Below are 17,975 nucleotides of genomic sequence, written 5' to 3'. Positions count from 1 at the left end.
TTTTAGCATTGATTTTTTATCAAAGGAGATTAGTTGATTACAACGGAAAAGTTAAGTATTTATTTCTAAATCTCGGATATAATCTTCGTATTCATAGAAGAAAATTTCAAATGCCGTCATTTTTTCATTAAAAAAATCGAAAATTGCGTCCCACGTTTTAGGGTTATTAATAGATACGCCCTCCATAGAAACCCATATACGGCTGATTAATTTTCCGTTTTCCAGGTAGTAATTGCGCTCAAAAATCGCATCAGGTACATGATCTTCCAACAAAATGCCTTTGAGGGATTCTACTTTTTCGTAATAGATGGTTCTCTTCTCTTCATCTCGAGGTTCTATATCTAAAAGAACTTCTGCTTTTTTGTTATCGGCGTAGAACTTAAAGGTTACATCCTTGATTTTGGTGTTGTGTAACAACCACTTTCGAGGATAGGTTTCTGCAAACTGAATCCAGAATTCTTTTTTAATTCTTTTAGCATCTTCTTTACTATACATTGTTGATAAAGTCGTATTTTTAGGTACATGTTAATTTGATAAAGCAAAGCTATGACTTTTGATTCTTTTTTGCATAAGATTGAGCAAATTAAAGGTGCAAAACCCGTTGGAATTGATGCACATCGCAAGATGATCCCCCAAGAAAGGATCCCTTATTTGTATGCGGAAGATTTTAGCGAGCGAAATCCAAAGGAGTCGGCTGTCATGATGTTGCTGTATCCCAAAGAACAAGAAACCTACGTGCTCTTAATTGAACGGGCAACCTATAAAGGGATTCACTCCGGACAGGTGGGGTTTCCCGGAGGAAAATACGAACTCAACGATCAGAATCTACAGCATACAGCCCTGAGAGAAACGCATGAAGAAGTGGGAATCGTCGAACAAGACATTCAAATTATTCAGCCGTTTACCAAAATTTACATTCCACCAAGTAATTTTTATGTACAACCGTATTTGGGCATCGCACAAAAAGAACTGTTGTTTGTGCCCGATGCTTTTGAGGTAGCTAGTATTATCGAATTGCCATTACACGTTTTACTACACGAACACATTGTTAAAGAAGTAGAGATGAAAACCAGTTATGCCTCTTGGACGCATGTACCTGCCTTTATTTACAATAACTATACCATCTGGGGTGCAACAGCAATGATGCTGAGTGAACTCAAGGAAACACTGAAAAACGCATTTAAAACATATAAATAAGGCGTTGTTAGCAAATTTTAACCTATTGCAAGTAGTAAAAGCATTAAATTTGTAAGTTATTAATCAGGATGTAGGAGTATGGGATTATTTAAGAGAAATCCATTTGGACATATATTGTGGCTAAAAAAATGGATCATTCGAACCTTTGGTTTCTTAACGCATCAGCGATATAGAGGGTTTAACGATTTACAAATCGAAGGATCGGAGATTTTACGTCGTTTACCCGATAAAAATGTATTGTTTATTTCGAATCACCAAACGTATTTTGCTGACGTAGTGGCCATGTACCACGTGTTTAATGCCAGTTTAAAAGGGCGAGATAATTCGATTAAGAATATTATGTATATCTGGAAACCCAAGCTCAATTTGTACTATGTCGCTGCGGCAGAAACAATGAAGGCGGGCATTTTACCGCGTATTATGGCTTATGTAGGTGCAGTGAAGGTCGATCGAACGTGGAGAAGTAAAGGAGTGGATATTGATGAAAAAAGAGAAGTAGATCAAGGTCAAGTCGAAAATATAAAAATTGCACTAGATGATGGTTGGGTAATTACCTTTCCGCAGGGAACGACTAAATCGTTTAAACCCATTCGAAAAGGTACCGCTCATATTATCAAAAACTACAAACCTATTGTAGTTCCCATCGTAATTGATGGCTTCCGACGCTCTTTTGACAAAAAGGGCTTACACCTAAAAAAGAAGGGAATCTTGCAGTCTATGGTCATTAAAGAGCCTCTGCAAATTGACTATGAAAATAGCAGTATCGATCAAATCGTTGAACAAATCGAAATGGCTATTGAACAACATCCTTCTTTCCTTAAAGTTCTGCCACAAGAATTTGTCGAAGAACAGAAAGAATTGAACGAAAAGAGAACCTATGATTATTATAATTCATCCAAAAACTATTAGGTTATAGGAAAAAAAAAGGGAGACGTAAATGTCTCCCTTTTTTTAATATAGTGAATGATAATCGTTATACGGATATAAATTAGTGCTGTCAATTCTATTTTGGAAAACAGGATTGTTTTCCATCTTTCCTTTTTTCAGCTTACTCACTAATTCAAAAACAACTTTTTTGGTTTCCAGGTCAATGCGTTGAATTGTCATGCTATTTTTTTGTAAGGTACACACAAGGTAACTGCTTTCATCGTAATCAGCATAGCTATAGGTATCTCCCCAGGCTTTTAATGCTACAGTACCTTCTACAAAACGTCCATCCTCAAAAGTGCTTTTGTATTTCACTTTCCCGTTTTCGTAATATGTACAAGTTCCGTGTAATGTGTAATCTTTTAGCCCATATTGGTATACTAAAGCTTCATTGTCGTCGTATACACTTTTCTGCATACTGCCATCTTCTAAGATTGTCTCCTCAGCTAACAATAAACCTGTGTAAGCGCTTACCGTTTTTTCATACGTGATTAATCCATTGGTATACGTGGTGTAGACATTGCTTTCATATCCATATGAAATAGAGGTTCCGTTATGTGCATACCCATTTTTGTACTCTAAAGTGGCAAGTAACTCACCTTCTTCATCGTAAAACTTAGCAGGCCCATGTAACTCCCCATCTTTATATGCTCTAGACGATTGCAAGTAGCTGTCCACATAGTTTTCTTCTCTGGTAATTTGATCTGCTTTGTAGTATATTTTGGTAGCAATATAATCTGCATAATCACTTTTGAAGGTTTCGAGCCCCTCTTTTAATCCATTTTCATAGGTTGTGATTGTAGTAGAATACCCATCATAAGTACTCACTGTTCCAGTATAAGGCTTTCCTGCTTTGTACGAAGCTTTTGCTGTTTGATTGCCTTCCATATCATAGAAAACCCCTTCCTTGTTGTAGTTGATTTCTGAAAGTAAAAATGGTTCTATTTCAGTACTGTACGATCCATTTTTATTGGCGTATTCTTTTTTGTAGATCAATTGTCCTTTGCTATAGGTACTCATGGATTCAACGACATCGTTGTCAAAAAACGTATAGTGAGTCCCCTCTTTTTCAACGTTGTCAAAAACGCCTGTTACTTTGCCCTTGGTATCAAAGTAGGTTACTTTTAAGATGGTTTCGTCGTAGTCATTCTTAGTGAATAATTCTTCTCTACTTTTTTTACCTTGTCTAGAATAGTAAATGCGTTTCGATGTTCCATTCAGAGGAGTGAAAATCTCTTCTCTTAGGATGGGTTTGCTATCGTAAGAAGGATAAGGCTCATAGGTTGCAGTATACACAACTCGACCTGCCTCATATTTAATTTTCGATCCAATTTCATCATTGCTTAAGGTAATAAAATCCCCTTGAAAAGGCTCGATATACCCGTATACCCCTTTTTTAGATTGTAATTTACCAAGTATTGCTCCTTTTTTGTCGTAGTAAACGGAAGCATATTCTGTAGCTTCTTCAAAAAGCTCCCCTGTTGTATAGTAGGACGTCTTAGCAACTAAAACACCATCTTTATACGTTGTAATTGACTCATCGTCATACAAAATACCATTTTGAGGCGTATATCCATCCTCATTGTATACTAATTCTCCTTTTTTACTTCCATCCTCGTTGAAATACTCAATTTTTTCTAGGTAATAGTCGCCTTTGTAATATTTTGTCGATTTGGGAGCAAAAGCAGTTGTAGTATAAAAAATAGTTTCCTTAACTAAACTTCCTTTTTTGTATTCGGATTGACTTATTGGCGTGTCCGGTGTATCGGTATATTCGTTATAGAATACATAGATTCCCTCTTGGTTGGATTCTGTTCCATATTCTGCTAAATCCGCTTTGTAGGTGCCTACCACTTTGCCGTGCTCATCATAAAAAACAGTAGTTGTTAGTGTGGCAGTAGCTGTAGTTTTGTGCTTTATTTGTCCTGATCTAAAATAGTTAACTGTTTCAGTTTGCACTCCATCAACATAGGTGCTCGTTGTAGTTGGTTGGAACGTATCGTAGTCTAAAATAATAGATGTTCCGTTTTTAATCAATCCATCTTCATAATTTGCTGCGAAAATAACGTTGCCTTTTTCATCAACATATTGCTCATCCAGGATGTTGTTCAGCTCATCAAAAGTAAGGGTGTATTTTTGCTCAGGCTTATTTTTATTGACATAGATGTAAGATTCATAGCTTCCTTCGCTCATCACAATATAGAAATAAGCATTTTTGTACAATTGAACCATTTTTCCATCATATGGATATCCACTTTCATAGGTCAAGTTGTATGCCTCTTGTGTGAAAGGATCCGTTGAGGTAATATTGATGGCATTTCCTTCCTCAAAGAACATATCGAAATTAAGCGATCCATCTGGGTTGTAATACGAAACTTTTCCGTCGTACGTAATGGTGTTCGCATGATCAAAACTTCCAATCCCCTTTACTTCAATTGCATTTGTCTCTTTGTTATACGTCGCGATTTCTCTATATCCCTCTTTGTTTTTTACGGGTTTAGAAATTTTAAACGAGCTAGCTAATGCTTTGGTCGTCACTTCGTCATATGTGTTTACCCATAAGGTATCTTTTACTGTCTGGCTGTAGATTGCAGAAGAAAATAACAAGGCAATAGGTAATAATTTTTTGTACATCGTCCTATGTGTTTTTATTGTACAACAAATGTAGATAAAACAGCAGAAAAACAATATCACTACTTCTAGTGAATGTGAATTTTTTAGGCGGAAAAATAAAAAAGTCTTTGCAGTTGATACAAAGACTTTTATGTGATAGTGATGGATTAATTTCTTAGGTTATAGCCTGTTTTTTCTTGAAAATAAGCTGGCTATTCATCAAAAAGATGGCGCTTAAAATCAGTAGAATGCCTAGCCATTGGATCAAAACAACTTGTTCTTGTAGGACCATATAGGCTACGGTAACGGAAACAGGCAGTTCAATAGAAGCGATAATACTTCCTAAACCAACTCCTGTATGAGGGAATCCCATATTCAAGAAGATTGGAGGTAATATAGTTCCGAATAAGGCTAACAACAACCCCCAAGAGTAAAAAATACTCCAATCAAAGTCGCGAATACCGCTTGTATTGGTTGTAAACTGTTGGTAAAAAGACAACATGATGTCTGAATTATTCGGTCCGATTTGGGTAATAAAACAAAAGATCAATACAATGGTTGTAGCCCCACATAACATAAATAAGCTTCGCTTAGGTGCAGGGAGGTGATTGGCCACTACGTTGGAGGCAAACATGGTTGTCGCAAAAGAACAAGACGCTAAAAATCCGAAGATCAGTCCGCGGTAATCGAGTTCGATTTCATTGGCTAACACATTAGTTGCTAATACGGTACCAAATAGAATTAGAGCTACCGCTACAATTTTTAATAGGCTTGGGAATTGTTTGGTTACCACACTTTCTATGACTACGCCAATCCATACCGATTGCATCAACAATACAACGGCAATAGAAGCGTCGATATAACTCACCGCCATATAGTACAAAACAGAAGTGAATCCCATAGAGGTACCCGCTAAGATTAGGTTGCGGATGTCTTTTTTACTCGCTACAGCATCCGTGGTTTGTTTTTTTCGAATCCCATTGATGATGAACATGCCAATAAGTCCGAGTAAGACTTGAGATAAGGTAACTTCAGCTGTGGTATATCCATGCGAATACGCCAATTTTACAAAGGAAGCCAACATTCCAAAGCTAGATGCTCCAATGGCTACTAACAAGACGCCTTTGATCAAATTTTGTTCTTTCATTGCTCTACGTTTAACCGCGCAAAGGTAGGTATTATTTTTTTGGAGGTATAGGACAAATGTCTAATGCTATAGCTTTTGTATTTGAAGCAACAATTACTCATGTATGTGTTGCTTCAACATTAAAAATACCCCTGATTTAGCTTATACGAATGAAATTAAAAACAGTGTGACAAAAGTTGTACCTTTAGGTGCAGTTGATGGAGGGATTCAAGGCGGTCCATTGCGTATACCCAATACAACAGGTTCTACTGTTTTAGAGGAGATTACGATTAATTCAACAGGTTCACCTAAATTATTATCTCAAGCATTTAATAGATTTTCTAGATTTGATTATCATTATGGAAAACATGCGGAAAAATGGGGAGCAATAACTAAAGATGCCTATTATAAAAGATCTCTTTCTCTTTTTGATAAGCCAATGAATAATAATATTAAAGGGTTTACAAATAGTTCAGGATATAGCTTTAGAATGAATTTGCGTACAGGAGAATTTGGAGTAATGAGACCTAATGGTGTAATAGAGACCTTTTTTAGAAGGACGATAGAACCAGAGCAATATTGGCTCAATCAAATAGCAAAATGGGGAAATTAAAGATAATGAGAAATAAAATAAGATGTGCTTGTTGTGGTTTTAGAACTATTGAAATAAATAGTATAACGGATATTTGTCCCGTTTGTTTCTGGCAAAAGGACGATTTTCAAGAAGAACATGATTGTGATGCTGGAGGTCCTAATGGAGTAAGTTTACGCGTTGCAAAAGAAAATTATATTCAATTTGGAGCAAGTGAACGGGAATTCTTACAATATGTTCGACCGCCTTTGAAAGAAGAGAACTAATTTTTTTTGCGGAGGTAAAAGGATATCAATTGTCATAATCTAATGGAAAAAGACAAAGAAGTAGAGCTGAAAATCAGAAATAGAATCGCTCAATTAGTAAAAAAAGTGGAGGATGTTCCAGAAGAATTTATTCCTCAAATCAATGTATCTAATGATTTTGCATCCCCTTATATTGATATTGGTTTTGGAGGGGCGGTGTACTTGGTTGTTAGAGAAAGAGGAGTAGAATATGAACGAACATATTATCCCGAAGTAGATTTGCTTATTAAGGAAGTGTTTAGAAGAATAGCTTTTCAGTTAGCTGTTCGTGACGAAGCGGAACATAGAAAAAACGAAGCGGCTTACTCGTTTGAAAAAATAGAAAAATTACAACTGGATTATTTGAATAAATTTAATTTAGGGTAATACTTAAAAAAATAAAACCCCGCCTTTTTTGAGACGGGGTTTTTAATGAAGTATACTTAAAAATAGTTGGTATCAACGACTTACAGTTTTTCAAAATTTCTTTTCACGAAAGCCGTAAGGTTCTCAGTAATTAGGGTATATCTTCTTGATTTGGTTTTAAAACGAATGGAGTCAAAATTGTACCTTTAGGTGCAGTTGATGGTGGCATCCAAGGCGGTCCGTTGCGTATACCCAATACGACGGGTTCTACTGTTTTAGAGGAGATTACGATTAATGTTGTAAAAGGGCCTAGTGGAGCACAATATTCCGTTGCTTTTGAAATGAGCTTAACAAAGAATTTATATCCTGGAAAAGGTTATTATACTCATTTTAAAGCTGCAAATGTAGCACTTAATAACACTATGGCTTCTGATGCTGCTTTTGCGGGTTCAATATCTAAAATGGGGATTTCAATTCCACGTTCATCTACTGGAAATATCTTAGGTCAGTCTCCAAGAAATTGGGTATGGCATCATGATATAGGATCTGGGGTCTTGCAGTTAGTTCCGAAAACACAACATACACCAGGAAGTGTTTATTGGAACACAATGCATCCAAATGGTTTAGGCGGAATGGCAATTTGGGGTAGATAATAATAAATAATAGAAATTATGAAATTAGTAGAATTAATAAATTACTTGATGAATCCTAAGTTATTAGTAGGACTATATCAAGAACAGGGATTAAATAAACAATCAGAAGCGTTGCTTATATACATGCAAGAAACGTTGAGTTTAGAATCCTCTATTGTTATTTTTGAGATAGAAGAAACTGATGATGATCTTGTTTTTGAAAAAGAAGGAATACAATATGTTCAGCTGTTTCCTGTTGACTATGCAATAACATTGATAGATTTCGATTTAGAACTGAAAGATAAAGGATATTCTAATCTGAAAATCGCTCAAATGCTTTTGGAGTATAGGAAAAAAGATGCTTAAAAGGACAGCATTGGTTTTTACTGTGAGGCAATCGAAGTTTTACGCGTTTTTCCAAGAACGTTGCTAAAGCTATAAAGAAATTATAAAAATAAACCCGCTTGTATGTGTTTGATATAAGCGGGTTTTGTATTAAAAAGAATGGAGTCAAAATTGTACCTTTACGTGCAGTTGATGGAGGGATTCAAGGCGGTCCATTGCGTATACCCAATACAACAGGTTCTACTGTTTTAGAGGAGATTACGATTCGAACTAAAGGCTTAAGTGATTGGTTACAAGGAGGTAAAACTTTTTCTCAATATAAAATAGCGAGAGGAGGAACTGAGACTCTAGCTCATATTCAAACATCGACAGGAGTTCAGAGGATAAGTACAGAATTTCATCATGCGATTATCTCTCAGAGCATGCAACGCAACTATAACTTGCCAAATTGGATGGTTAACAATCGAATTAATGTGTGGAAAGTAAATACGATACAGCATTCCTTAATTGATTCATATCGGTATAATTTTTTACGTGCTGGTATAAAAAATGATGTTGGATGGTTTGGCAAATACAATTGGTTTACTAAATTTTAAAAGTTAAAAATGACATGTTTAGATTCTTCAAAAGAACAAAAATTGAAATTTGGGAGATAGATTTTTTAGAAGAAGTTTTTTTAAAACTCGCTGACCAAATAGGAATTTCATATTACAACCAAGTTAGAGCAGGATTATTGAGAAGTGTGATGCTAAATAGTGGGGATATTCCTAACTATGTAGGTTTTACATATCATAGCGCTGTATATAAAAGATATTACAAGCCTATGGAAGAGAATTATAAAATTTCAAATATTCTAGTCAAAGATTTTTACTCAGGTAAGTTTTTAAAAGTTTCAATCTATATGGCATATGGTATTGTTACAGGGTACGCGATTGATCAAAATCATTCAAAATACAAATTTATTACTGCGGATATCGATATTCATTCGGTTAAGAAAATGAATATTGGTGAAAATGATAATGTGAAAATCTATGCTTTATTAAGCAATGAGGAACAGAAATTTGTGAATAAAAATGATCTGTATGTTATAAGTGTTAAGGGGAAAGAGTATTATCATTTGAAAGAATTAGAAGATGGAGATTTTTTGGGAATTGATAACAATGGAGAGAGTTATAAAATCACACATGATCCATTGGAAATTACTTTAGTTAGCCTAGAGGAACGACTTAAATTATTAAAAGAACAAAGTCACTAAAGAGTATTTAGAGTAAAGATTTAACATTGTACCTTTAGCACTAACAAATGATGAGATTTGCCACATTAATATCTTATATAATTATAAAATGTCGACTTAAATAATGAAAATAGAACATGAAATCGCAGTGAATAAGTATGGGCAAGGACTTGTTGAAGTAGAACAACTCATGGACTTATTTCAACGTTTTGATTTTGATTTCCAGCAGGTATTTTTAAATGAGATAATATTTCTAATTCTTCAATCCGAGCCGAAAGAAGAAGATATTGAATCTGCTATACTACATAGTGGACTGAAGTCTACGTTTACGCCTTGTGTTTTGCTAAAAGAAGGTATTGCAATGCATAATCTAGAAAAGCTTATAAATCTTCCCGAAAATGAACGAACAAAAGTGTTTGTATTACTATTGAGTTTGTTCAAAATCGCTTACATGAGAAGGTTTGTATTGGAAAAAAATAATCCTGATAAATGGTGGTATTGGGATTTATCTGATGAAACTAATATTAATAGGATATTACAAGATAGATTATAACAAGTAGTGGGCTGTCTTATTGCAAAATGAGATAGCCCTTTTTAATTAGTTATATTTGAAACTGGGTTTACAGTTTTTCAAAATTTCTTTTCACGAAAACTATAAGGTTCTTAATAATTAGGGTATATCTTCTTGATTTGGTTTTAAAACGAATGGAGTCAAAATTGTACCTTTAGGTGCAGTTGATGGTGGCATCCAAGGCGGTCCGTTGCGCATACCCGATGCAGGAGCAACAGTGTTGGATGAGATTACGATTAATTTATATGAGCTCTTATGGCGCAATCTGTGCCTTTATATTTTGTTGACATTGTGGTATAGATGTAAACAAACATTTTTACCTTACGATTAAAAATTTAACGCCTTAAGATCTAACGCATGGATTGCCACGCGATCGGGTTGATAAGGGTTTTATAGGACATGAGTCCATAATGAGTCCATAGTGCGTCCATAGTGTGTCTATTAAAAAGTCGTGTTTTAATAGACACACTATGGACGCATAAGGCAAGGAGTATGCAAACAGCTAAAAGAAGACCCCTAGTAAAGACGAAGGATTGACAGTTCTTAGTTAGCAATAGATGAGGTAGGTGGTAGGGGACAAAAAGGGGGGGATGATAGAGGATGAGGTGATGATATAAATAAAATCATTAGAGCAATTAATAAAGCGAGCGAAGAACAAAGCGCAAACAGCGTAAACAGCAGAGATAAAATAAAAAAGGCTGCCTCATGGAGACAGCCTTTTTTGATGATTTGTTATATGCTTGACAAATTGTCTTGTCTTACAATTTTTCGAAATTTCGCTTTACGAAAGCCGTAAGTTCCTCTCCTTTCAACAATCCTTGCGATAATTTGGCTAAATCTAAGGCTTGGTTGAAAGCCGTTGTACGTGCTGTTTCGTCTGTATTGTTCAGGATTTTAGAAGCAAATTCCGAATTGGTATTCACCACTAAATTGTACATCTCTGGGAAATTACCCATACCGAACATCCCACCACCACCTGATTGGCTCATTTCTTTCATACGACGCATGAATTCTGGCTGAGTTAAGATTAATGGCGCATCTTGGCTATCCATTGATTCTAGTTTTACCGTGTATTTTTCTTTTGGTACCACTTGTTCAATAAACGATTGTAAAGTTGTTTGCTCTTCTTCTGATAGTTTAGAAATGGCGTTTTCTTCTTTCTTAATCAAGTTATTGATGTGATCCGCATCCACACGGGCAAAAGTCATTTTTTCATTTTCGCTCTCTAATTTTTGAATCAAGTGTGAAACAATAGGAGAGTCCATAACGATTACTTGGTATCCCTTTTCTTTGGCAGCACTGATATAGCTGTGTTGCGCATCTTTGTTTGAGGTATATAAAACAACAAGGTTACCGTCTTTGTCTGTTTGTAAGTCTTTCGTTGCTTCTTTTAATTCCTCTAGGGTATAGAATGTACCATCCGTTGTAGGGTAAAGCATAAAAGCACCTGCTTTTTCAGCAAATTTCTCCTCAGACAACATACCGTACTCTAAAACAACTTTAATGTCGTTCCACTTGCTTTCAAAATCAGTTCTGTTCTCGTTGAACAACGATTTTAATTTATCCGCAACTTTACGCGTAATATAGTTGGAGATTTTCTTTACATTTCCATCTGCTTGTAAGTAAGAACGCGATACGTTTAACGGAATATCTGGCGAATCAATCACCCCTTTCAACATCGTTAAGAAGTCAGGAACGATTCCCTCTACATTATCCGTTACGAATACTTGATTTTGATACAGTTGGATTCTGTCCTTTTGCATTTGCATATCCGCACTTAACTTAGGGAAATACAAAATACCAGTTAAGTTGAATGGATAGTCCACATTCAAGTGAATGTTGAATAGAGGCTCTTCAAATTGCATCGGATATAACTCGCGATAGAAGTTTTTGTAATCTTCATCCGTTAAATCAGCCGGCTGTTTCGTCCAAGCAGGATTTGGGTTATTGATGATGGTATCAACTTCTACTTTATCATCGCCTTCTCCCTCTTCATGTGTACCAAATTTAATAGGCACTGGCATGAATTTATTGTATTTCGTTAAGAGTTCACGGATTTTGTAATCCTCTAAGAACTCAAGAGAATCTTCAGCTATATGAAGAATAATTTCTGTTCCTCTTTCTTGTTTATCCGATTCTTCTAAGGTGAATTCAGGGCTACCATCACATGTCCAATGTGCCGCAGGAGCATCTTTGAACGATTTTGTAATGATTTCTACCTTATCCGCTACCATAAAAGCCGAATAGAACCCCAATCCAAAATGCCCGATGATTCCTGTGTCTTTGGCGCTGTCTTTGTATTTTTCTAAGAATTCCTCCGCACCAGAAAAAGCAACTTGGTTGATGTATTTTTCCACTTCCTCTTTGGTCATCCCTAGCCCTTGGTCGATGATGTGGAGCTTTTTGTTGTCTTTGTCAATTTTAACCTCAATAATAGGATTGCCATATTCCACATTCGCTTCCCCAATACTAGTGAGGTGCTTTAACTTTAATGTAGCATCAGTTGCATTTGAAACTAACTCTCTTAAGAATATCTCGTGATCACTATACAAGAATTTTTTAATCAGAGGAAAGATATTCTCTACAGTCACATTAATTTTTCCAGATGTCATAATTATTTTGGTATTATTATTTTTAATATTTTTATATAGAATTGAGTAGGCAAAAAAGATACCAACCTAATTATAGATGTCAATTTGTCATTTGTCGCTTTTTTGTACACTAAAATATTGTAATAGCTAGAAAGTTTGTATTATTGTAAAAAATAGAAGAAATATTATGAAAAAGTTAGTCTTATTAAGTTTTATTGGCTTAGCGTTAGCCTCTTGTAAACCGACGATGGATAGACAGTCGCAATACGGAATCAAAGGAGATTGGACATTGACTTCTGTTTCTCATATTGGCGGAGAGTTTGTAAAAGTAACTTCTTTTAACATTGCCGATGCACATTGCTTCAACGGGAGTCAGTGGAAATTTGTTTCGAACAACAACACGGGTGTTGTGAACCTACAAGGCGGAAATTCGTGCCCAATGTTTGAAAGTAGTTTTAAGTGGTTCGTCAATCCAAACGGAGAATTTGAGTTCAAATTCGTCGATGCAGGATTAAAAGCAAAAAATGTAACTACAGGTTATAAAATGAAAGTGAAAAATCAAACCGCTAACAGTTTTGATTTGATCGATATTTTTTATGTGGATGGACAAGGATATGATGTGACATATCACTTTGTAAAGAATTAAGAAACAACAAGAAGGTAATATTATGAAAAAATCAACTACAACTTTATTAGCAGGAGTTTTGCTAGTAAGTTCTTTATCGCTGACAAGCTGTGACTCTGTCAAAAATGCGAATAATACACAGAAGGGAGCTACCATAGGAGCTGCCGGAGGTGCGATCATTGGTGGAATCCTTGGAAATAACATCGGAAAAGGAGGAAATAGTGCATTAGGCGCAGTATTAGGCGGTGTGATTGGTGGTGCTGCTGGTGGTGTTATTGGAAACAATATGGACAAGCAAGCGCGCCAAATTGAACAAACGGTTCCAGGAGCTCAAGTGGAACGCGTAGGGGAGGGAATTAAATTGACTTTAGGAGAGAGTTCTGTCAACTTTAACCTGAATCAAGCAACTCTAACAGATAAAGCAAAACAAAACTTAGATAAATTAATCATTGTATTCAAAGAAAACCCAAATACCAATATTAGTATTTTCGGTTATACAGACAATACGGGTAGAGAAGAATATAATTTAAAGCTGTCAAGACAACGTGCAAACGCAGTGAAAACCTATTTAATGCAAAACGGTGTTTCAAACAAGCGTCTAGCAACAGAAGGTATGGGAATTGCTGATCCTGTGGCAAGTAATGATACAGAAGCAGGAAGAGCAAAAAACCGTCGCGTTGAGTTTGCTATTAAAGCAAATGAGCAAATGATTATCGACGCTCAAAACGAAGCAGCTACGATGTAGTATAGGGGTAACGGTTGACAGTTAACAGTCGACGGTTTACAGTATAAAAAAAGGGAGCTTTCAAGCTCCCTTTTTTAGTTACAGTCGGTGCAAGTCAAACTAAAATTGTCTTGCATCAAATACCAGTGATCCCCAGCTTTCATATCCTTTTGGGAGGATTGAAATAAATAAGGCTGTACTTCTTCTTTTATAAATATTTTTTTTCCTATCGGCAAGTAGACCGTCATCGGTTGATCAGAATTAAACAGCTCCTCTGTCAGAGTTATGACAAATTGTGCGTCTTCTTCTACAGTCTCAATCAGGTTTGTCTCGCTCTTTACTTCAGTTCCAAATCGCGCATAGGCATTGTCCTGATAGGACGGAACTATTTCAATCTTATTGTTGATTGAATCTGTCGCAGTACTAGGATTTTTTAGTTGTAAAACCAAATCTTTATTCGTGCTAAAATACGTTAGATCTTCAGCTGTATCGTCTTGTTTCTTCGTAGAATAAGTAACCGTATAGCCATATCCCGTTTTGTTGCGAATAAAGTGATCTGCATCCCCATTAATAATTGTAACGGATAATCCGATTAAGCTACCAATCCACAAAACAAAAATGGCAATTGCCGTAATCCAAATGTACTTCATGTTCGTATAGAGCAATTTAAGCCCTAACAACAGCATAATAATAAATGGCAAGAACATAATCAGACTTAGACACGTATGCAAAATCCATCGGGGTATGTTGGGATCAATGAGAAGATCAGGGAGATCCAATTGATTGACGATAAAACTAGTGTTGACAATGATCATAAGGTTGATAAAAAAACTAATCAACATCCCCACAACAGCAACGACAATAAAGCCAATTCCAAAAATATAACGCATCACTTTAGCCCCTTGATTGGTTGCGCGTTGTGTTTGTGTCTTGAACTTGTCATAGTCCATAGAATTGATTTTATTCGTAGTATAATCAACCCCTTCTTTAATTTTTCGTTCAATGGTTTCTATATTGACGGGCTCTCCCATCATGTCTAATTTTTCACTGGTTGTTTTAGCACTGGGAATGATAATCCACAACACAAAGTACAGCAAAATGCCCGTACCATAGAAGAAAACCAAAAAGAGGAAAATTAAACGCACCCAAACCGTGTCAATCTTAAAGTAATGTGCCAATCCAGAAAGGACTCCTCCTAAAATTCGACTGTCCGTATCGCGGAATAATTTTTTCTCTCTGTAATATGTCTGTTCTGTATAGTGCTGTGCACTGCCATCATCGTCTAACGAATAGTCTTCTGGACGACCCATGATGCGAATCACCTCTTCTACATCTTCTGAGGTAATAACCTGTTTGGTGGTCGTTATTTTAGAATTGAATATTTCAGCAATGCGCAATTCGATATCTTGTACCACTTCTTCTTGCTCTTCGATAGCAATCGAGCGGCGAATCGCTTTGATGTATTGATCCAGTTGTTGGAAAGCCTGCTCTTCAATGTGAAAAACTAAACCACCGATATTTATAGTTAACGTTCTATTCATGGTCTTGATTTTTTGTGGTTATCTCTTGTACTGCATGGGCTAACTCTTCCCATGTTTCTGCCAATTCAGTTAAGAATTCCTCTCCTTTTGGCGTTAGTTTGTAGTATTTTCTCGGAGGTCCTGCATTGGACTCCTCCCAACGATAGGTTAACAAATCTCCGTTTTTGAGTCTTGTTAGTAAAGGGTATACTGTTCCTTCTACCACTAAAAGCTTTACTTTTTTAAGTTCTTCTAATATTTCAGAAGTATAATAATCGCGTTCTTTTAGAATGGATAGAATACAGAACTCCAAGATACCCTTGCGCATTTGAGCTTTTGTATTTTCACTATTCATAGGTTCAATGATTTATCTTATGCAAAGATATAGCTAAAGGCATGTACTATGTATAGCAAAGTACTCGAAATTAACTTTAATTTAACATTATAGACAAAAGGGATTTTAGTTTAAATATGGGTTAACTCCTTTGTTTATTGGTGTTTATGTCTTTTTGGGGTGGAAGTACAAAAGAGAATAAGATAGTCGTCTAGGCGAGGGAGAAATAAAAAAAGACAGCTAATTCGGGCGGAATAATACTGGCGAGCAGGTAAATAACGGTATAATTTTGTATATTTAGGGGAAAATAAAATAGCTACAACATGAAATTTTCAGTTTCGTCCATCAATAAATTTTTATTCTTTAAGTTGCCATCTGCTTATTGGACAGGGGTTCGATTAAGCCGTATTTCAGAGACAGAAGCAACGACGACGGTTCGTCATAAATGGGCAAATCAAAATCCTTTTCGCTCGATGTATTTTGCGGTACAGGCCATGGCGGCAGAATTGTCTACTGGAGCGTTAGTTATGAAAAAAATTAGCGAAAGTGGTCAGCGTATTTCGATGCTAGTGGCGCAGAATAATTCTATTTTTGTAAAAAAAGCAACGGGTAAGATTTCGTTTACCTGTGTGGATGGGGCGTTATTAGATGAAGCTATTCAGCAGGCAATTGACACCCAAGAAGGCGTGACCATTTGGATGAAATCTGTGGGAATTGATGAAAAGGGCGATGAGGTTTCTACGTTTAATTTTGAGTGGACCTTAAAAGTAAGAACCAAAAAATAAGCTAAAAACACAACAAAAGAGTAGTATATGAGAGTTTTAGTTACAGGAGCAACGGGATTAGTTGGGAAGCAGTTAGTACAACAGCTGCAGGCAAGTGGTATTGAGGTTGCATTTGTAACAACAGCCAAAGACAAATTAGGGGCATTGGCAGGCTGTCAGGGTTATTTTTGGAATCCGCAGCAAGGAATAATTGACCCTTTGTGTTTGTCGGGGGTGGAGGTTATTTTCCACCTTGCTGGTAGCTCGATTGATGGGGCTTGGTCTTCCCAAGGCAAACAGTTGATCATCAATAGTCGAGTAGAGGCTTCTCAAACCCTTTATCAGCTTTTAGCACAACAGCCACACCAAGTGAAACAAATCATTTGTGCTTCAGCTGTTGGGATATACGATACTCTTGATACAGTACAATCTGAAGATAATTACACGCCAGCGACCAATTTTTTGGGGAAAGTCGTCCAACAATGGGAAGGAGAAAATCGACGTTTTGAAGATTTGGGAATATCCGTAGCTTTTTTGCGCATCGGTTTAGTACTCTCCCGAGATGGAGGGGCTTTACCTCACATTGAACGAATGGCAAAATACTATCTCGCCTCGCCCTTAGGTTCTGGTAAACAGTACTATTCGTGGATTCATATCACAGATTTAGTTCGCTTGTTTCTCTTCGTTATGCAGCGTGGATTGTCGGGTGAATTTAATGCAGTAGCCCCAAAACCCGAAACAAACAAGGCTTTTACCCGAGCACTCTGTCAGGCTTTAAACCGAAAAATGATCCTACCTGCTGTACCCGCTTTTGTCCTGCGCTTAGTCTTAGGCGAAAAAGCACTTCTTGTAACCGAAGGTCAATATGTTAGTTGTCAGAAAGTAGTACAATTAAACTTTACTTTTCAATTTGTTAGCTTAACTCAAGCTTTTGAAGATTTGTATGATTGATGTTCTTTGTGCGGTTTATCTCACCTAGTTTATATTGGTTTTGGTGTTCGATGAATCTTCACTTCGCGCGGTTTGTTCTTTGCGCGGTTTGTTCTTTGCGCGGTTTGTTCTTTGCGCGGTTTGTTCTTTGCGCGGTTTGCACGGTTTGTTAGTTGAACGGTTTGTAAGATAATTGTACTTTACAACGAGCAACGAGCGACGAGCGACGAGCAAAGAAATCTGTTCGGTTTATCTCACCTAGTTTATATTTGTTTTGGTGTTCGATGAATATATCTCACCTAGTTTATATTTGTTTTGGTGTTCGATGAATATATCTCACCTAGTTTATATTTGTTTTGGTGTTCGATGAATCTTCACTTCGTTACGATTTTCGCTACGCTACGATTTTCGATTTGTTATTCGTGCGGTTTGTTCTTTGCGCGGTTTGCACGGTTTGTTAGTTGCACGGTTTGTAAGATAATTGTGCTTTACAACGAGCGACGAGCGACGAGCAAAGAGCAACGAGCAACGAGCAACGAGCAACGAGCAACGAGCAACGAGCAACGAGCAACGAGCAACGAGCAACGAGCAACGAGCAAC

21 protein-coding genes are annotated in these 17,975 nt (G+C 36.5%); 14 read left to right on the top strand and 7 right to left on the bottom strand.

The features are described from left to right. Positions 1 to 51: 51 nt before the first annotated feature. A complete protein-coding gene (locus tag HX062_RS06370) occupies positions 52 to 495 on the bottom strand; it encodes a DUF4268 domain-containing protein (protein WP_182627046.1) in 444 nt (147 codons plus the stop codon). 51 nt (positions 496 to 546) lie between these two features. Here HX062_RS06370 and HX062_RS06365 point away from each other — a divergent pair, with 51 nt between their 5' ends. Both HX062_RS06365 and HX062_RS06360 read left to right on the top strand, forming a co-directional pair. Beyond that, positions 547 to 1,197: an NUDIX hydrolase gene (locus HX062_RS06365; RefSeq protein WP_182627044.1), complete on the top strand. Its 651-nt coding sequence runs from the start codon at positions 547 to 549 to the stop codon at positions 1,195 to 1,197. A 78-nt stretch (positions 1,198 to 1,275) separates the two neighbouring features. Then, the gene (locus HX062_RS06360) at positions 1,276 to 2,106 is read left to right on the top strand and encodes a lysophospholipid acyltransferase family protein (RefSeq protein ID WP_182627042.1); all 831 of its coding nucleotides are present in this window, start codon (positions 1,276 to 1,278) and stop codon (positions 2,104 to 2,106) included. Positions 2,107 to 2,148: 42 nt separating this feature from the next. On the opposite strand, the gene HX062_RS06355 is transcribed toward HX062_RS06360, so the two are convergent. After that, entirely contained in the window at positions 2,149 to 4,758 is a 2,610-nt protein-coding gene (locus tag HX062_RS06355; protein ID WP_286466825.1) for a toxin-antitoxin system YwqK family antitoxin, read from the bottom strand. Positions 4,759 to 4,912: 154 nt separating this feature from the next. Next, positions 4,913 to 5,884: an EamA family transporter gene (locus HX062_RS06350; RefSeq protein WP_182627039.1), complete on the bottom strand. Its 972-nt coding sequence runs from the start codon at positions 5,882 to 5,884 to the stop codon at positions 4,913 to 4,915. 166 nt (positions 5,885 to 6,050) lie between these two features. Here HX062_RS06350 and HX062_RS06345 point away from each other — a divergent pair, with 166 nt between their 5' ends. The 8 genes from HX062_RS06345 to HX062_RS06310 all read left to right on the top strand — a co-directional run bounded on the left by HX062_RS06345 (position 6,051) and on the right by HX062_RS06310 (position 9,869). Next, a complete protein-coding gene (locus tag HX062_RS06345) occupies positions 6,051 to 6,476 on the top strand; it encodes a hypothetical protein (protein WP_286466824.1) in 426 nt (141 codons plus the stop codon). 5 nt (positions 6,477 to 6,481) lie between these two features. After that, positions 6,482 to 6,721 (top strand): CPCC family cysteine-rich protein, encoded by a 240-nt coding sequence (locus tag HX062_RS06340; RefSeq protein WP_286466822.1) that lies wholly within the window; start codon positions 6,482 to 6,484, stop codon positions 6,719 to 6,721. A 42-nt stretch (positions 6,722 to 6,763) separates the two neighbouring features. After that, positions 6,764 to 7,126, top strand: a complete 363-nt coding sequence (locus tag HX062_RS06335) for an Imm63 family immunity protein (RefSeq protein ID WP_283827978.1) — start codon at positions 6,764 to 6,766, stop codon at positions 7,124 to 7,126. Between the two features lie 221 nt (positions 7,127 to 7,347). Beyond that, positions 7,348 to 7,758 (top strand): HNH endonuclease family protein, encoded by a 411-nt coding sequence (locus HX062_RS06330; protein WP_255492411.1) that lies wholly within the window; start codon positions 7,348 to 7,350, stop codon positions 7,756 to 7,758. Positions 7,759 to 7,776: 18 nt separating this feature from the next. Then, on the top strand, positions 7,777 to 8,103 hold the full coding sequence (locus HX062_RS06325; protein ID WP_182627028.1) for a hypothetical protein: 327 nt from the start codon (positions 7,777 to 7,779) through the stop codon (positions 8,101 to 8,103). A gap of 104 nt (positions 8,104 to 8,207) precedes the next feature. Then, positions 8,208 to 8,678, top strand: coding sequence for a hypothetical protein (locus HX062_RS06320; protein WP_286466820.1), 471 nt, complete (start codon positions 8,208 to 8,210; stop codon positions 8,676 to 8,678). 14 nt (positions 8,679 to 8,692) lie between these two features. Then, entirely contained in the window at positions 8,693 to 9,337 is a 645-nt protein-coding gene (locus HX062_RS06315; protein ID WP_182627024.1) for a hypothetical protein, read from the top strand. A gap of 103 nt (positions 9,338 to 9,440) precedes the next feature. Continuing rightward, a complete protein-coding gene (locus HX062_RS06310; protein ID WP_286466818.1) occupies positions 9,441 to 9,869 on the top strand; it encodes a DUF5958 family protein in 429 nt (142 codons plus the stop codon). A gap of 117 nt (positions 9,870 to 9,986) precedes the next feature. On the opposite strand, the gene HX062_RS06305 is transcribed toward HX062_RS06310, so the two are convergent. Both HX062_RS06305 and htpG read right to left on the bottom strand, forming a co-directional pair. Further along, on the bottom strand, positions 9,987 to 10,151 hold the full coding sequence (locus HX062_RS06305) for a hypothetical protein (RefSeq protein ID WP_286466817.1): 165 nt from the start codon (positions 10,149 to 10,151) through the stop codon (positions 9,987 to 9,989). 494 nt (positions 10,152 to 10,645) lie between these two features. Beyond that, positions 10,646 to 12,499 (bottom strand): molecular chaperone HtpG, encoded by a 1,854-nt coding sequence (htpG, locus tag HX062_RS06300; RefSeq protein ID WP_182627019.1) that lies wholly within the window; start codon positions 12,497 to 12,499, stop codon positions 10,646 to 10,648. Between the two features lie 166 nt (positions 12,500 to 12,665). Here htpG and HX062_RS06295 point away from each other — a divergent pair, with 166 nt between their 5' ends. Together HX062_RS06295 and HX062_RS06290 are read left to right on the top strand one after the other, a co-directional pair. Beyond that, complete coding sequence (locus HX062_RS06295; protein WP_182627017.1) at positions 12,666 to 13,124, top strand: lipocalin family protein; 459 nt, start codon at positions 12,666 to 12,668, stop codon at positions 13,122 to 13,124. 22 nt (positions 13,125 to 13,146) lie between these two features. After that, on the top strand, positions 13,147 to 13,848 hold the full coding sequence (locus tag HX062_RS06290; protein WP_182627015.1) for a YiaD family glycine zipper/OmpA-like lipoprotein: 702 nt from the start codon (positions 13,147 to 13,149) through the stop codon (positions 13,846 to 13,848). Between the two features lie 74 nt (positions 13,849 to 13,922). On the opposite strand, the gene HX062_RS06285 is transcribed toward HX062_RS06290, so the two are convergent. Both HX062_RS06285 and HX062_RS06280 read right to left on the bottom strand, forming a co-directional pair. Next, entirely contained in the window at positions 13,923 to 15,368 is a 1,446-nt protein-coding gene (locus tag HX062_RS06285) for a PspC domain-containing protein (protein WP_182627013.1), read from the bottom strand. Next, on the bottom strand, positions 15,361 to 15,702 hold the full coding sequence (locus tag HX062_RS06280; protein ID WP_182627011.1) for a PadR family transcriptional regulator: 342 nt from the start codon (positions 15,700 to 15,702) through the stop codon (positions 15,361 to 15,363). The genes HX062_RS06285 and HX062_RS06280 overlap by 8 nt, the downstream gene beginning before the upstream one ends. Positions 15,703 to 16,004: 302 nt before the next feature. On the opposite strand from HX062_RS06280, the gene HX062_RS06275 reads away from it, so the two are divergent. Beyond that, a complete protein-coding gene (locus HX062_RS06275) occupies positions 16,005 to 16,466 on the top strand; it encodes a DUF4442 domain-containing protein (protein WP_182627009.1) in 462 nt (153 codons plus the stop codon). A 27-nt stretch (positions 16,467 to 16,493) separates the two neighbouring features. Continuing rightward, on the top strand, positions 16,494 to 17,396 hold the full coding sequence (locus tag HX062_RS06270) for a TIGR01777 family oxidoreductase (protein ID WP_182627008.1): 903 nt from the start codon (positions 16,494 to 16,496) through the stop codon (positions 17,394 to 17,396). Positions 17,397 to 17,975 lie beyond the last annotated feature (579 nt).

This window comes from Myroides sp. DF42-4-2 (assembly GCF_030326445.1).
Classification (GTDB): domain Bacteria; phylum Bacteroidota; class Bacteroidia; order Flavobacteriales; family Flavobacteriaceae; genus Flavobacterium.
Note: the sequence above shows the minus strand (reverse complement) of the source record. Positions and strands in the feature narration are given on the sequence as shown.

Coding starts and splice junctions, on each gene's coding strand:
- HX062_RS06310 (WP_286466818.1), top strand. CDS start 9,441: ATGAAAATAGAACATGAAATCGCAGTGAATAAGTATGGGCAAGGACTT.
- HX062_RS06285 (WP_182627013.1), bottom strand. CDS start 15,368: ATGAATAGAACGTTAACTATAAATATCGGTGGTTTAGTTTTTCACATT.
- HX062_RS06355 (WP_286466825.1), bottom strand. CDS start 4,758: ATGTACAAAAAATTATTACCTATTGCCTTGTTATTTTCTTCTGCAATC.
- HX062_RS06290 (WP_182627015.1), top strand. CDS start 13,147: ATGAAAAAATCAACTACAACTTTATTAGCAGGAGTTTTGCTAGTAAGT.
- HX062_RS06275 (WP_182627009.1), top strand. CDS start 16,005: ATGAAATTTTCAGTTTCGTCCATCAATAAATTTTTATTCTTTAAGTTG.
- htpG (WP_182627019.1), bottom strand. CDS start 12,499: ATGACATCTGGAAAAATTAATGTGACTGTAGAGAATATCTTTCCTCTG.
- HX062_RS06315 (WP_182627024.1), top strand. CDS start 8,693: ATGTTTAGATTCTTCAAAAGAACAAAAATTGAAATTTGGGAGATAGAT.
- HX062_RS06270 (WP_182627008.1), top strand. CDS start 16,494: ATGAGAGTTTTAGTTACAGGAGCAACGGGATTAGTTGGGAAGCAGTTA.
- HX062_RS06365 (WP_182627044.1), top strand. CDS start 547: ATGACTTTTGATTCTTTTTTGCATAAGATTGAGCAAATTAAAGGTGCA.
- HX062_RS06350 (WP_182627039.1), bottom strand. CDS start 5,884: ATGAAAGAACAAAATTTGATCAAAGGCGTCTTGTTAGTAGCCATTGGA.
- HX062_RS06370 (WP_182627046.1), bottom strand. CDS start 495: ATGTATAGTAAAGAAGATGCTAAAAGAATTAAAAAAGAATTCTGGATT.
- HX062_RS06295 (WP_182627017.1), top strand. CDS start 12,666: ATGAAAAAGTTAGTCTTATTAAGTTTTATTGGCTTAGCGTTAGCCTCT.
- HX062_RS06280 (WP_182627011.1), bottom strand. CDS start 15,702: ATGAATAGTGAAAATACAAAAGCTCAAATGCGCAAGGGTATCTTGGAG.
- HX062_RS06360 (WP_182627042.1), top strand. CDS start 1,276: ATGGGATTATTTAAGAGAAATCCATTTGGACATATATTGTGGCTAAAA.
- HX062_RS06325 (WP_182627028.1), top strand. CDS start 7,777: ATGAAATTAGTAGAATTAATAAATTACTTGATGAATCCTAAGTTATTA.
- HX062_RS06335 (WP_283827978.1), top strand. CDS start 6,764: ATGGAAAAAGACAAAGAAGTAGAGCTGAAAATCAGAAATAGAATCGCT.
- HX062_RS06340 (WP_286466822.1), top strand. CDS start 6,482: ATGAGAAATAAAATAAGATGTGCTTGTTGTGGTTTTAGAACTATTGAA.